Genomic DNA, 13,343 nt, shown 5'->3' with positions numbered 1-13,343 from the left:
GAATTGGGGGGATTGGGGGTTTGGATATTGGTCGGAAAACTACTGCTATATACGAACTGAAATCGTTTCCGGATCCTCAGATCAGTTTGTTATCAACCGCATAACGAATGAGCTCCAGGTTATTGTGGAAGCCCATTTTCTCGAAAATACGCGCACGGAAAGTGCTGACCGTATTACTACTAAGCACCAGTTCTTTGGCAATATCGGAGATGGAATGACCTGAAGCAAGCAGTTTGAATACTTCGAATTCCCTGTCGGAGAGGCTTTCTACAGTTTTGGCACTATCAATATGTTCGAATGCATCGGCCAATGCATCGGCCACATCCGGACTCAGGTATTTTCTGCCCGACATTACCTGGTTAACGGCTTTTACGAGCTCCAGCGTAGCGGCACCTTTTGTAAGATAGCCCATGGCACCAGCCTTGATAGAACGAACGGCATATTGGTCGGGCGAATGCATGCTGAGAATGATCACCGGTGTTTTAGAGGAATGCTCTTTGATTTTTTTAACAGCTTCCAGGCCCGAATCGCCGGGCGGCATGGAGATATCACAGATGATCACATCCCATTTCTCCTTATACACAAGACGCATCAGGTCTACCGCATCAGATACATCTACAATTTCAGCCAATGGATATGCTTCCGTTAACAACATTTTTATACCCTCTCTAACAATTGTGTGGTCATCAGCTATTAAGATTCTCATATGTGCTATTTTTAGGTATAGTAGCAAGGACACTGGTTCCCTGTCCTGGTTTACTTTCTATGTGTAATATTCCTTTCAGCGAAATGGCCCTTTCTCTCAATCCCATCAAACCTAAAGTATTACGTTTTTCTGACATTTCAAACCCCCGGCCATTATCTGTTACCGACAGACTGATAGTATATTCATTTTCAACCAACAGCACTTTTACCAAACTGGCACCGGAATGGTGTAAAACGTTTACCAGCAATTCCTGTGCTATCCTGAATAGTCCGGTTTTACCCTGAACAGACAGGTTCTCCTCATCTATTTCCGCCGTAAAGATACACGCTATACCATTCTGACGCTGAAACTCGCTGCAATGAGCTTCCAGCGCCACCGTTAGCCCAAAATGGTCGAGTATGCTCGGTCTGAGCTTTGCAGCGATCCTGTGTATATAAGCCAGCATGATAGCAAGGGTACTGGTGGCATTTCCCAGCCTTTTCAGCACCGCATCTTCCCCCCCGGCAAGCCGGATAGAGAGCCAGTCGATGTCCATTTTCAGAACGGTGGTGAGTTGACCCAGTTCCTCATGTATTTCCTGGGCAATATGTTTCCTTTCTTTTTCCCGCATATTCTGGAGGTAATCAGATAGGTTTTTCAGGTCCTGGTTTTTTCCTTTCAGTAACGCCTCCTCCCTTTTCCTCTCGGTAATGTCCCGCTGAATCGAGATCCAATGTGTAAACCAACCCTTTTCATCACATACAGGAACCACAGAAATACTCACCCAGAATTCTTCTTTGTTCTTTTTATAGTTTAGTAGTTCCACTTCCACCGGTTTCCATTGCGTTAATGCCTCTTTTAAACGATCCAGTTCTTTACGGCTGGTTTCGGGTCCTTGTAAGATCCTTGGGGTTAATCCGATGACTTCTTCAGGCAAATAACCTGTCATACGGGTAAATGCATCGTTAACATAAACGATCTGAGGTCCCGGTTGATGAATCGGTTCGGCACTGGTGATCAGGATACTGTCTGCGCTTCTCGTAATCACCGATTCAAACAGTTGTAAGAGGGAAGCCTGTTTTTTGACAGCTGTGATATCACGGAAATAAACGTTCACTCCCCGGGCAGAAGCTGTCAATTGCACGGCAAACCAACATTGCAGTGAAAGCAGGTATATAGTTAGCTCTTCTACTTTTCTCCCTGTTAAAGCCAATTGCAGGGTTTCATCAAACAATGGTAAATTTTCTTTGGAAAAAAGAGAACCTATAGGTTGATCTATTAGTACAACACTGCCGGTTCCCAAAAGCTGATACGCCCGTCGGTTCAGGTGAATAATTTTTCCACGCCGATCCAGTTGTATGAGACCATCCGGGAATGTTTCCAGCAAACTATTATCCATGCTTTCTGCAGGGGGATGCAGGTACAGCCATTGAAGAAAAACCGTAACCAGGGAGCAGAATACTGTAATGTATATCGGAAATGTATATATACCGGTGGTATTCAGCCATAGAAACAGGAGCAGCACCAGAAGCTGAGCCATCAGCAGGAATGCCCAAAAGTTTTTCTTCCCGGAAATCGTTTTTATCCGGCTAAGATCGTTATCCAGTCTCATATTAGGATATATTACCAGGCTGTTGAAACCACTAAATCTCCAGTAAAAACCAGGTTGTTAAATGATTTTATTGGAAATCGCATATTTGATCAATTCCACATTGGAATGAAAGCCCATCTTTTCAAAAATCCTGCCCCGGAAAGTGCTGATGGTATTGTGGCTTAATGCCAATTCCTTTGCAATCTGGGTAGTGGTCATACCTGTTGCCAGCATACGGAAAACCTCTTTTTCCCGTTCGGATAATTTACTGATGAGGACAGTTTTCTGTGTATGTTCGATAAAGTCGGCCATCAGATACACCACTTCCGGGCTCAGGTATTTCTTTCCAGACGCCACTGTTTCCAGGGCTTTTACCAGCTCAAGTGTTGCCACTCCTTTGGTAAGGTAGCCGGATGCACCTGACTTAATCGCTTGTAAAGCATATTGAGCCGGGGCGTGCATACTCAATACCAGAATAGGAATATCAGGCCTTGCTTTTTTAATCTGTTGAATGGCGTCCAGTCCGGAATTACCGGGTGGCATAGATATGTCAGTTACAATTACATCGAACGTTTCTTTTTTTGCATAATTGATCAAATCGTTGGCATTGGCTACATCCACAATAGAAATATCCGGATAAGATTCCATTAATACGTGCCGGATACCATCTCGCACAATCGTATGATCATCTGCCAATAAAATCTTCATAATTACCTCCGCTGGTGTTTTATAGTATTCCAGGTGCTCAAATCCGACCGGTTATCAGTTGATATTATTGCAGATTCACATTCATGCAAACAATAACCGACTGAATACTACTGCAAAGGAATGAGGAAACTAAAGTGCGGCCAATAGACTAGTTCGTAAATGGCTGTGGTCAACTTTGCCAGACAAGGGTAGTTTATTAACTACATCCACATAAAAAAGGGCCATCAATTGATGGCCCTGATAAATTATAATTACCTCTATTTACTTCACTTTTATCAGTTGTACCACTTTGCGGTTGGCACCCTGAATCATTTCTGCAAAGTACGTTCCCGTCTGGTAATTAGCGCCTAACTGGAAGGTACTGTTAGGAGATACATTTGATTTTGCATCAATTACTCTTCCGTTAGCATCCAGCACGCGGATATTGACTGCTGTTTGATATTTGCTTTCTACTTTCAGTGTAAAGTAAGTTGTAGTAGGATTTGGCATTACAGTTACTTTCAATACTTCCTCAGTAGTTACAACTTCTGCCTGTTTTCCTTCACTGGTAGCGCTTTGTGTTACTGCTGTGTTTTTATTGTTAGGAACTACAGTCAGTGCAGATGATCCACAATCAAAGCTGCTCCAGCTAACAGTGTTACCTTTACTTTCTACCGTTTCAGCTACAAACAATCCCACCATATATACATCATCACTGCAAGCAGACGGGTTATGCGCCCTATGATCACAATCTTTGTGACCATGGCTTCTGTGTTTACAACTCCATGAATTGTGTGGTTTGTGATCACAGCTATCATGGTCATCGTCATCATCGTCTGTAGCAGTTACACGCAATTTACCATTGGGCATCAGGATATTAGCAATCACTTTTGTATCAGCACCTTTCACGGTAAATTTCTCTTCATCTGAACGCTGATCAGCCATATAGAAAGTAACAGTATGGTAGTCGGGGTTTACAATTACCTGGCTTCCGATTGTCACTTTGCTGCTTACCCTTACGCTGGTACCAGGTGCAAAACGAACATAACTGTAGTATCCATCTCTTGCACCATCTTCCACAACCAGGTTTTCGATATTTAAAACGTTGGCTTTAAACTGAACACTGGCACCTTCTTCCAGGTCAATGGTTCCGAAGGTATTTCCGTTTAAGATAGCGGTTGCCCCTTTGCGGATAGTAAGTGTTCTATAATTACCGTTTAAGGTAACATTGGCGTAGGATGACACTGTATAATTAGGCAGGTATTTGGTACTGGCCGTATTGCTTTGCATACCAGGCAGTGTTACATCTGCGGTACCATATATTGTCTGGAAATTGCTGCTATTGCTACTATTATTGGTATTGTAATAATTGGCATACCAATTACTCCAACCCCAGCCCCAGCCCCAGTCATGATCTGATCCACCATGCCTGTCAATTTTTGGCGCTTTTACGAAAGCTCCCTGGCCGGTGATATAAGCATATTTATCAATTTTGGCTTCACCTCTTTCAGTCATCACACCAACACTACCAGCTATCACCTTATTGTATTTACCTAAGTCAACTTTTTTGTATGCCAGTATAGCATAGCTGCTTACCTGATCCTGTTTACGGAAAGTATAAGTGGCAGCTAAGCTTGTACAACCATTAGCTGATACATATAATTTATAATCGCCCTCGTTGCTGGATAGATCGAGGGAAATCTGCTGGGATGTAGCATATACAGCATTGTTAGCAGTTACCCATTTATAGCTCGCATTAGCGGAAGAAGTAGACCCGGTAAGGGTTACTTTATTGCAGAAAGCATCTGCCCCGCTGGCCGCAATAACAGCAACAGGTAATACATTACAAACCGGGATATTGGTTACGGTAACCACTGTGGTTACTGTAGTTGCACAACCGGTTATATTGGTTACGGTATAACTGATTGTAGCTGATCCACCTGCAACACCGGTTACAAGACCGGTTGCACTAACGGTGGCATTACTGCTGTTACAGCTCCATACCCCACCAGGAGTAGTAGTTGAAAGTTGCGTAGTTGCACCTGCATTAACAGTAGTATTACCGGTAATCGCACTTACAACAGGATTGGCATTAACAGTAACTGTAACACCGGAAGAGATCGCTGAGCAACCATTAGCGTTAGTTATCTCAACAGTATAGTTTCCGCTATTGGCAGCGGTATAAGTTTGAGAATTGATTCCCAAAGCCACTCCATTTTTAAACCAGTTATAACCGGTAGCAGAAGAGGCGGTTAAAACAACAGAACCGCCTGTACAGAAACTGGTTGCCCCTGCTGCCGTAATGGTAGCAACCGGAACGGAAGTAACCGTTACAGTTATAGGATTAGCAGTAGCTACACAACTACCATTATTAACCGTTACGGTATAATTACCTGAAGTTGTTGCAGTATAGTTTGCCGATGTAGCACCTGAAATTGGTGAACCGTTGTTGCTCCATTGGTAAGTACCTGTACCGTTGGCAGTCAGTACTACTGAACCACCTGTACAGAAAGTAGTAGCTGAACCGGCAGTGATGGTAGCAGCAGGTAACGCATTTACAACAACTGAAACAGATGCAGAGCTTGCTGTACAAGAACCGTTATTGATTGTTACACTATAATTACCAGCCACTGTTGCGGTATACGTAGCGGCAGTAGCACCATTAATCGGTGTGCCATTGTTATTCCACTGGTAAGTACCAGCGCCATTGGCAGTCAATACTACCGAACCACCTGCGCAGAACGTAGTAGGCCCCTGGGCAGTTACTGAAGCTACCGGAATGGCATTTACTGTAACGGCTGTAGCAGCCGAAGTAGCTGAACATCCATTACCATTTGTAACCACCACTGTATAGTTTCCGCTTACAGAAGCGGTATAAGTCTGTGTAGTAATTCCCAGCGCAACACCATTGTTGTACCACTGGTAAGTACCGGCACCATTGGCGGTGAGCACTACAGACCCTCCGGTGCAGAAGTTAGTAGCCGAGCCGGCAGTAATGGAGGCAGCAGGTAACGCATTTACAACAACTGAAACAGGTTCAGAACTTGCTGTGCAGGAACCATTACTGATTACTACACTATAATTACCGGCTGTTGTTGCCGTATAGGTAGCGGAGGTAGCACCGTTAATCGGTGTGCCGTTATTGCTCCACTGGTAAGCGCCTGCACCATTGGCGGCAAGTACTACAGAACCTCCGGCGCAGAAAGTGGTAGTTCCCTGAGCCGTTATTGAAGCTACAGGTGCTGCCGTAGCATTAACTGCAACAGCAGCAGAAACGGCTGAACAGCCATTACTGTTTGTAACCATCACTGTATAATTTCCGCTTACAGAAGCGGTATAAGTTTGGGTAGTAATTCCGAGCGCTACACCATTATTGAACCACTGGTAAGAACCTGCACCATTGGCGGTAAGTACTACAGAACCTCCGGTACAGAAATCAGTTGCTGATCCGGCAGAAATACTAACGGTTGGCAATACACTTACCGTAACTGCAATAGCAGATGAGGTAGTTGCACATAAACCATTGCTAACCGTAACGCTATAGTTGCCGGATGTTGTAGCTATAAAAGTAGCGGCAGTTTCACCGGTAAGCGGAGAACCGTTATTATTCCATTGGTAGGTGTACCCAGAACCACTGTTTGCGGTTAATACAACTGATCCACCGGCACAGAATGAAGTAGCTCCCTGTGCAGACACGGAAGCTGCAGGCAGATTATTTACGGTAATAACCCTGCTCGCTGTTGCTCCACAGGCATTGGTATAAGTGATGGTAGCTGATCCGGCAGCTATTCCGGTAACTAAACCGGCTGCATCAACAGTAGCAACCTGTGAGTTATCTGTACTCCAGTTTCCACCGGTGCTGTTAGTTGCAAATACCGTAGTAGCTCCGGAACAGATACTGTTATTTCCGGTAATGGCAGCAACTGTTGTTGGCAACACATTCACCGTAAAAGTAGCTGTACTGGTATTATTGCTGATATCAGAAGCTGTGATGGTAACCACTGTCTCTCCGATCGGGAATACAGAACCGGGAGCTTGACTGTAAGTAATGGTAACCGGACCATCAGAATCGTCTGTAGCAGTGGCCGTGAAATTGGCAATAGCACCACAGATGGTAACGTCTCCGTTTAATGTGATCGCTGCAGGAGCAGTAATTACAGGAGCAACAATATCTGCCACTACCACTTGTTGTGTCTGGGTAGTTGTATTTCCGTTCAGGTCATTATAGCTCCAGGTAATCTGGTAAGTACCCGGTTTGTTGAAAGTTAATGCCATATCCGGCGTACCATTGATAATACCACGGCAATTATCATTTGCTGTTGGAATGGTGGTAACAGTGGCAGGGGCTACCAGATTTAATACAGGCAATGTTCCGATTGCAGGAACAGGTGCCGTCAGATCCGGAACAACTGTAACCGTAAGCGGAGCTGAGATGATCACTTCCGGTCCGCTGGTTACTTTAACCGTATAGTTACCTGTTTGGTTGGCTGTATAAGACTGTTCTGTAGCGTCTGCGATCAGAACATCATTTTTGAACCATTGGTAAACAGCACCAGCGGTAGCAGAAGACAGGTTTACGGAACCATTGGGACATATTTCAGTAGGTCCATCAGCAATGATCTGGGGCAGATCGGATACTTTGATCCTGGTGCTGGCAGTAACTACGCAATTAACATAAGAGTTAATTACAGTATAGGTTCCTGACTGGTTAAGCTGCGCATCATTGATAACCTGATTAGAACCGGGAGCTGTATATCCATTAGGTCCTTCCCATGTATCAGTACCATTACCATTTACGGCGAACAGGTTCACCACACTTCCGATCTGGAAAATGGAACCATTAGCAGAAGCTGTTAATCCCGGAGGAACGAAGTAATCGCAGACCCCATATACTTTACCTTGTACCCAGGTTGAACTGGTTCCTGTAAGGTCGAAATTATTCAATGTTCCATGATTACCATTTCCGCTGGAATCAACAAGTACATTATGCGCCGTATTATTCTGGTTAACTAAACCCTGATTAAAACGGTAATACGCACTTAATCCCAGTTGGGATGATAATCCATTATAATTTTCGTTGTAATCCCCACTCAGTTCGCAAGACTGCATGTTATTAATGATCTCACACTGAGACAAAGCCCTGTTCCATACTCTTATTTCATCAATCGCCCCTTTGAATGACTCTGCCCTGCCTGGTTGATTACCGATAGTGAGTCCTTCTTCATTGCCCGTATAAGTTCCGGTAATTTCTTTGGTACCTACTAACTGTCCATTAAGGTAAATCCGCATAAAATAGCCATCATAGGTTGCTGAAAGATGGTTCCACTGGTTCAGCGCACTTTGCGGGAATTGGGCCGTAACAGTTTGCCATTCACCATCCACAGAAAGGTCAAAAGAAAAGCTGTTCCAGCGGTCATTGGTCTTAGGGAATTTATAACCGGTGGTACCAAAACCACTGGATTTAGACAACACGTGTTGTACAGTAATAGTACCTCCGGTTGGATATATCCATGATTCTACAGTAAAAGCAGGACTGTTAAAAACAGGATTAGCAGGTATTGAAATATTATCATTGAACCCATCCAGGTCCAATCCACTTGCTGCCGGAGCAACAATAACATTTGTGCTCACAGACACAGCACAACCATTGTTGTCTACTGTAACCGTATAAGTACCAGAGGCATTTGTACCAACACCATTAATTACCGGATTTTGGTCAGTAGAAGTAAACCCATTAGGACCTACCCATGAAAAAGTACCGATACCTGTGGCAAACAGCCTGATCGTACCTCCTACCGCTACAGCAGCTTGTTCAGCCGTAGCCGAAGCCAGCGGAGCGGTAAACGGATCGCAGGAAACGCCGGGTGTTACCACGCCGGATGTCCAGTTAGAAGTAGTAGAAAGCAGACCGAAATTATTTAATGTACCAGTAACACTATTCGGACCGGCATCCACTAATTGCGTTTCGGTAAGGTTGGATATATCTGCAGTTCCCTGGTTATACTTGTAATATGCGGCAAGACCATCTTCGGTGCCTGTAAGTTCGCAGTTCATATGCTGTGCAATCTCACACTGCGATAATGCCCTGTTCCAGATACGGGTTTCATCAAGCGCTCCACCAAAATAGGTATTATACCCGGTCTGAGAACCAATGGTCAGCGGATTATTATTGGTAATGATAGATCCGGAAAAAATTAACTGACCGGCTTGTACACCATCAATGAATACGCGCATTATTTTACCATCATAAGTAGCTGCAATGTGATGCCATTGCCCCAGTTTACTGGTACCGAAGGGTACGGAAAGTCTTCTCCAGCCATAAGAGTTCATGTAGAGCCAGAAATCAATGGTAGACCATCCGGAAAGTGTTCTTAATATATATCCGTTATCAGCGCCGGAACGGGCTTTACTGATGATATCCTGTACGCCGGACGCCTTGGTAGGCTTAATCCAGGTTTCGATGGTAATGGCAGAACTTATATTCAGCGCAGGTTGAACAGGTATTGCAATATTGTCATTAACACCGTCAAAATGCAAACCTGAAGCAGGCTGCGCAAAAGCAGTACCGGCCGTAAATGCAAAACAAGCAAAGCCAAGCAGCAATGCTTTTGAAACTGTTTTGAAACGTAAGTTAATCCTGTTGTAGAATTTCGGGCCCATAAGTCTTTTTATATCGTATCCTGTTAATAGAACACCGGTGTTGGTTAATACCGGATTGGATTCTAAATTCCATGAAACCTATGCCAGCAAAGGCTTTCAGCTTTCAGGACTGGTTAGTCAGGATTGGATTTCGGGGCCCAGAACTTTCAGAATCTGTGCTTTCTGTTGCAATCTTCGAGGAAAACAACGGATTTTCTGTAAAGATTGCACTACAAATATAAATAAAAACTCTATTTTTCGTCATAATTATAAAAAAAAGTAAAAAAAGATTTCCACAGTGTTGGGAGCCCTATTGGTAACCATCGCCAGGGAAGAAAAGAAACCACCCTCCGGCTTAGCCCTTACATAATACGTATATAGTTGATTATCAAACAAAAAACCCGCTAAAAGCGGGTTTTTTGTTTGATAATTCAGAGGTCCCGAGCGGATTCGAACCGCTGTGGAAGCTTTTGCAGAGCTCTGCCTAGCCACTCGGCCACAGGACCTTTTTTGTCATTATTTTGTAGTAAAAAAACTACAATTCTTTATTTTGCCATCCTTTCTGTAAAACAGCGCTGCGAAAATAAAGCAATCAAAGGAATTTTAAAATTCTAAATCTGAAAAGCCGAAATTTGGCTGCTAATAATATGATATATGAACCGAATTGCTGAAAGTGAACTCATAATCAATAACCGCGGAGCTGTTTATCACCTGGATCTAAGACCCGAAGAACTGGCCCCTACCATCTTAACCGTGGGAGATCCTGACCGGGTAGCTGAAGTGAGTAAGCATTTCGACTCGATAGAGCACCAAAGCCAACATCGGGAGTTCATCACCCATACAGGTTATCTCGGTAAAAAAAGGCTATCGGTAGTATCCACCGGTATCGGACCAGATAATATTGATATCGTCTTCAATGAGCTGGATGCTCTGGCCAATATCGACTTTGCCAGCAGAACCATCAAACCTACCCTCTCCTCCCTTACGATTATACGGGTAGGAACATCCGGCGCCCTCCAGGCAGATATCCCGGTGGACAGTTTTGTAGCCAGTAGCCATGGATTAGGTATTGATAATCTGTTGAACTTTTACCGCCGCGATAACCATGAAGAAGAAAAACAGATACTTCAGGCTTTCGGCGTCCACACACACATGGAGAATATCACTACACCATATATTGCCTCGGCAGGTGCGGGTGTGCAGAAACATTTTGTAGAGGGATTCCATCATGGCATAACAGTTACCTGCCCGGGATTCTACGGTCCGCAGGGACGTGTTCTCCGCCTTGGTTTAACCAACCCTGAACTGATAGACCAGTTAACTTCATTCCGCTTCGGCAATCACAGGATCACTAATTTTGAAATGGAAACCAGTGCCATTTATGGATTGGGCAAACTGCTGGGACACCAATGCCTGAGCCTGAGTGCCATTGTTGCCAACAGAGTAGAGAAAACTTTCAGCAAAGATGGCGGTGCTGCGGTTGAGAACCTGATCCGGAAGACCTTGGGTATTGTAGCGGGGATCTGATGCTTTACCCGTCCGTTTATTGGTTTGGGGGAATGATCATATGATAGAACCAGCAAAAGACTACACCAGTAAACAACAAACATTTACTACATGACATTGAACTTTTACAAATACCAGGGTACCGGCAATGATTTTGTGATCATTGATAACCGTGAGAGAACCCTTTCATTGAATACCGAACAGATTGCACATATCTGTAACAGACGTTTTGGGATTGGTGCTGACGGACTGATGCTGTTGGAATCGAAAGCGGGCTATGATTTTGCTATGGTTTATTATAATGCGGATGGCCGCGAAGGAAGTATGTGTGGTAATGGTGGTCGTTGTCTGACAAGATTTGCCTATGATAGGGGGATACATAAAACCAGTTTCTTATTTACAGCAGTAGATGGAGACCATGAAGCCACACTGGCCGAAAACGGCTGGATCAATCTGAAAATGAAAGATGTGGATGGCATCACCGATCATCACGGTGATTTTGTCCTCGATACCGGCTCACCACATTATGTGAAACAATGTGCCGACGTAATGAATACTGATGTATTTGCAGAAGGGCGAAGTATCCGATACAGCAAAGAGTTTACAGAGAAAGGTATCAATGTGAATTTTGTGGAGAGTGATGAGAAAAAAATCGTGGTCAGAACCTACGAACGGGGGGTAGAAGATGAAACCTTCAGTTGCGGAACCGGTGTTACCGCTTCTGCGCTTGTATTTGCACATAATGAAAATGGATTTAACCGGATAGAAGTACAGACCAAAGGTGGACACCTGGCAGTGGAATTTGAAAAAACAGGAGAATACAGTTTCCGTAATATCTGGTTATGTGGTCCGGCCGTTTTTGTATTCAAAGGCGAAATCACCTTGGATTCTTAATACAGAAAGCGGTGCCGTTAGCCGGATATACCCCATCTTTGCAGTCCCAAACGCAGTTGTCCCATGATCCAGTACTTTAAAAATATCAATGGCCAGACCCTAGAGATCGACAAACCGGATATGGGTGTGTGGGTAAACCTGGTTCCTCCTTTTAAAGAAGAAGAATTTATTGAACTGAGCGAAGACCTGGAGATCCCCATCGAGTTCCTGCGCGATTCACTGGATATTGATGAAAGACCACGTTATGAAATGGAAGACAATGTCCGTTTTGTGGTTATCAAAACACCCACTGAGAACAACTCGTTTAACGACAGTGACGCTTTTTATATCACCATCCCGATCTGTATCATCTTAACCCACACCCAGATCGTTACCGTGAACTCGTTCGATAACGGTGCTATCAAGAAGTTCCTGAACTCTTTTCAGAAAAGGCATCCCGACAAGAAGAACATGATGATTCTGAAAGTATTTGAGAAAGTGGTACAGAATTTCATGGAGTTTCTGAAAGAGATCAATCACCGCCGTAACCAGTACGAAAGCAGTTTATACCACAGTAACAGCAATGAGGATTTATTGAACCTGATGCGGATCCAGAAAAGTCTTGTATATTTTGTTACCGCCTTACGCAGCAATGAAATGCTGATGATGAAACTGGAGCGCACCAATTTTCTGGGATTGAATGAGGAAGAAAGGGAATTTCTGCAGGATCTGATCGTTGATACGAGCCAGGCCCTGGAGATGGCGAATATCTATACCAATATCCTCAGCAGCACTATGGATGCATTTGCCAGCATCATCAGCAATAACCTGAACAGTGTAATGAAACGGCTGACATCGATCACCATCATCCTTTCTTTACCCATCCTCGTAACCAGTATTTATGGCATGAACGTAGATATCCCCTACCAACACTCCAATCATGCTTTTTATATTCCCGTAAGTATCTCACTGATTGTTTCGCTGGTGATCAGCTGGTATTTCATGAAGAAAAAATGGTTTTAAATGGCGCTCTTCAATGTTCGTGTATATGGATTGCTGTTTGATGACAACAAACGTTTACTCGTAAGCGATGAATTTATCCGTGGCATGTACATCACCAAACTGCCCGGCGGCGGACTCGAAATCGGGGAAGGCACCCGTGAATGCCTGAGGCGTGAATTCATGGAAGAGACCGGTATTGAAGTGGAAGTGCTGGACCATATCTATACCACCGATTTTTTTCAGATCTCCGCATTCAATAACAAAGACCAGATTATATCTATCTAACGTGTTGTGCTATTGAAAACTCAGAGCATGTTTGATCTGAGCCAGTTTTCTTCCATTTAAATAATTTATCCAGTG

The 13,343-nt window shown here is 44.0% G+C and carries 8 protein-coding genes and 1 tRNA gene; 4 read left to right on the top strand and 5 right to left on the bottom strand.

Annotation, left to right across the window (positions count from 1 at the left end; translation table 11 throughout):
- Nucleotides 1-76: 76 nt before the first annotated feature.
- The 5 genes from AC1RNB_RS14410 to AC1RNB_RS14390 form a co-directional block, all read right to left on the bottom strand.
- Complete coding sequence (locus tag AC1RNB_RS14410) at nucleotides 77-706, bottom strand: response regulator (protein WP_493083883.1); 630 nt, start codon at nucleotides 704-706, stop codon at nucleotides 77-79.
- Nucleotides 687-2,297 carry a PAS domain-containing sensor histidine kinase gene (locus tag AC1RNB_RS14405; RefSeq protein ID WP_493083882.1) on the bottom strand — a complete coding sequence of 537 codons (1,611 nt, stop codon included), beginning with the start codon at nucleotides 2,295-2,297 and terminating at the stop codon, nucleotides 687-689. Before AC1RNB_RS14405 ends, AC1RNB_RS14410 begins: the two co-directional genes overlap by 20 nt.
- Nucleotides 2,298-2,354: 57 nt before the next feature.
- Nucleotides 2,355-2,984, bottom strand: coding sequence for a response regulator (locus AC1RNB_RS14400; RefSeq protein WP_493083880.1), 630 nt, complete (start codon nucleotides 2,982-2,984; stop codon nucleotides 2,355-2,357).
- Nucleotides 2,985-3,245: 261 nt separating this feature from the next.
- On the bottom strand, nucleotides 3,246-9,623 hold the full coding sequence (locus AC1RNB_RS14395; RefSeq protein WP_493083878.1) for a LamG-like jellyroll fold domain-containing protein: 6,378 nt from the start codon (nucleotides 9,621-9,623) through the stop codon (nucleotides 3,246-3,248).
- A 414-nt stretch (nucleotides 9,624-10,037) separates the two neighbouring features.
- Nucleotides 10,038-10,108, bottom strand: a tRNA-Cys gene (locus AC1RNB_RS14390).
- Nucleotides 10,109-10,256: 148 nt separating this feature from the next.
- On the opposite strand from AC1RNB_RS14390, the gene AC1RNB_RS14385 reads away from it, so the two are divergent.
- The 4 genes from AC1RNB_RS14385 (at nucleotide 10,257) to AC1RNB_RS14370 (ending at nucleotide 13,268) form a co-directional block, all read left to right on the top strand.
- On the top strand, nucleotides 10,257-11,129 hold the full coding sequence (locus AC1RNB_RS14385; RefSeq protein WP_493083876.1) for a nucleoside phosphorylase: 873 nt from the start codon (nucleotides 10,257-10,259) through the stop codon (nucleotides 11,127-11,129).
- Nucleotides 11,130-11,219: 90 nt separating this feature from the next.
- Complete coding sequence (gene dapF, locus AC1RNB_RS14380) at nucleotides 11,220-12,002, top strand: diaminopimelate epimerase (protein ID WP_493083875.1); 783 nt, start codon at nucleotides 11,220-11,222, stop codon at nucleotides 12,000-12,002.
- 63 nt (nucleotides 12,003-12,065) lie between these two features.
- On the top strand, nucleotides 12,066-13,004 hold the full coding sequence (locus AC1RNB_RS14375; RefSeq protein WP_493083873.1) for a magnesium transporter CorA family protein: 939 nt from the start codon (nucleotides 12,066-12,068) through the stop codon (nucleotides 13,002-13,004).
- Entirely contained in the window at nucleotides 13,005-13,268 is a 264-nt protein-coding gene (locus AC1RNB_RS14370; RefSeq protein ID WP_493083871.1) for an NUDIX domain-containing protein, read from the top strand.
- Nucleotides 13,269-13,343 lie beyond the last annotated feature (75 nt).

This window comes from Sediminibacterium sp. GW821-FHT12F12 (assembly GCF_058806635.1).
The sequence above is the reverse complement of the archived record's forward strand: the minus strand, read 5'-3'. Positions and strand labels throughout refer to the sequence as shown.

Coding starts and splice junctions, on each gene's coding strand:
- AC1RNB_RS14410 (WP_493083883.1), bottom strand. CDS start 706: ATGAGAATCTTAATAGCTGATGACCACACAATTGTTAGAGAGGGTATA.
- AC1RNB_RS14405 (WP_493083882.1), bottom strand. CDS start 2,297: ATGAGACTGGATAACGATCTTAGCCGGATAAAAACGATTTCCGGGAAG.
- AC1RNB_RS14400 (WP_493083880.1), bottom strand. CDS start 2,984: ATGAAGATTTTATTGGCAGATGATCATACGATTGTGCGAGATGGTATC.
- AC1RNB_RS14395 (WP_493083878.1), bottom strand. CDS start 9,623: ATGGGCCCGAAATTCTACAACAGGATTAACTTACGTTTCAAAACAGTT.
- AC1RNB_RS14385 (WP_493083876.1), top strand. CDS start 10,257: ATGAACCGAATTGCTGAAAGTGAACTCATAATCAATAACCGCGGAGCT.
- dapF (WP_493083875.1), top strand. CDS start 11,220: ATGACATTGAACTTTTACAAATACCAGGGTACCGGCAATGATTTTGTG.
- AC1RNB_RS14375 (WP_493083873.1), top strand. CDS start 12,066: ATGATCCAGTACTTTAAAAATATCAATGGCCAGACCCTAGAGATCGAC.
- AC1RNB_RS14370 (WP_493083871.1), top strand. CDS start 13,005: ATGGCGCTCTTCAATGTTCGTGTATATGGATTGCTGTTTGATGACAAC.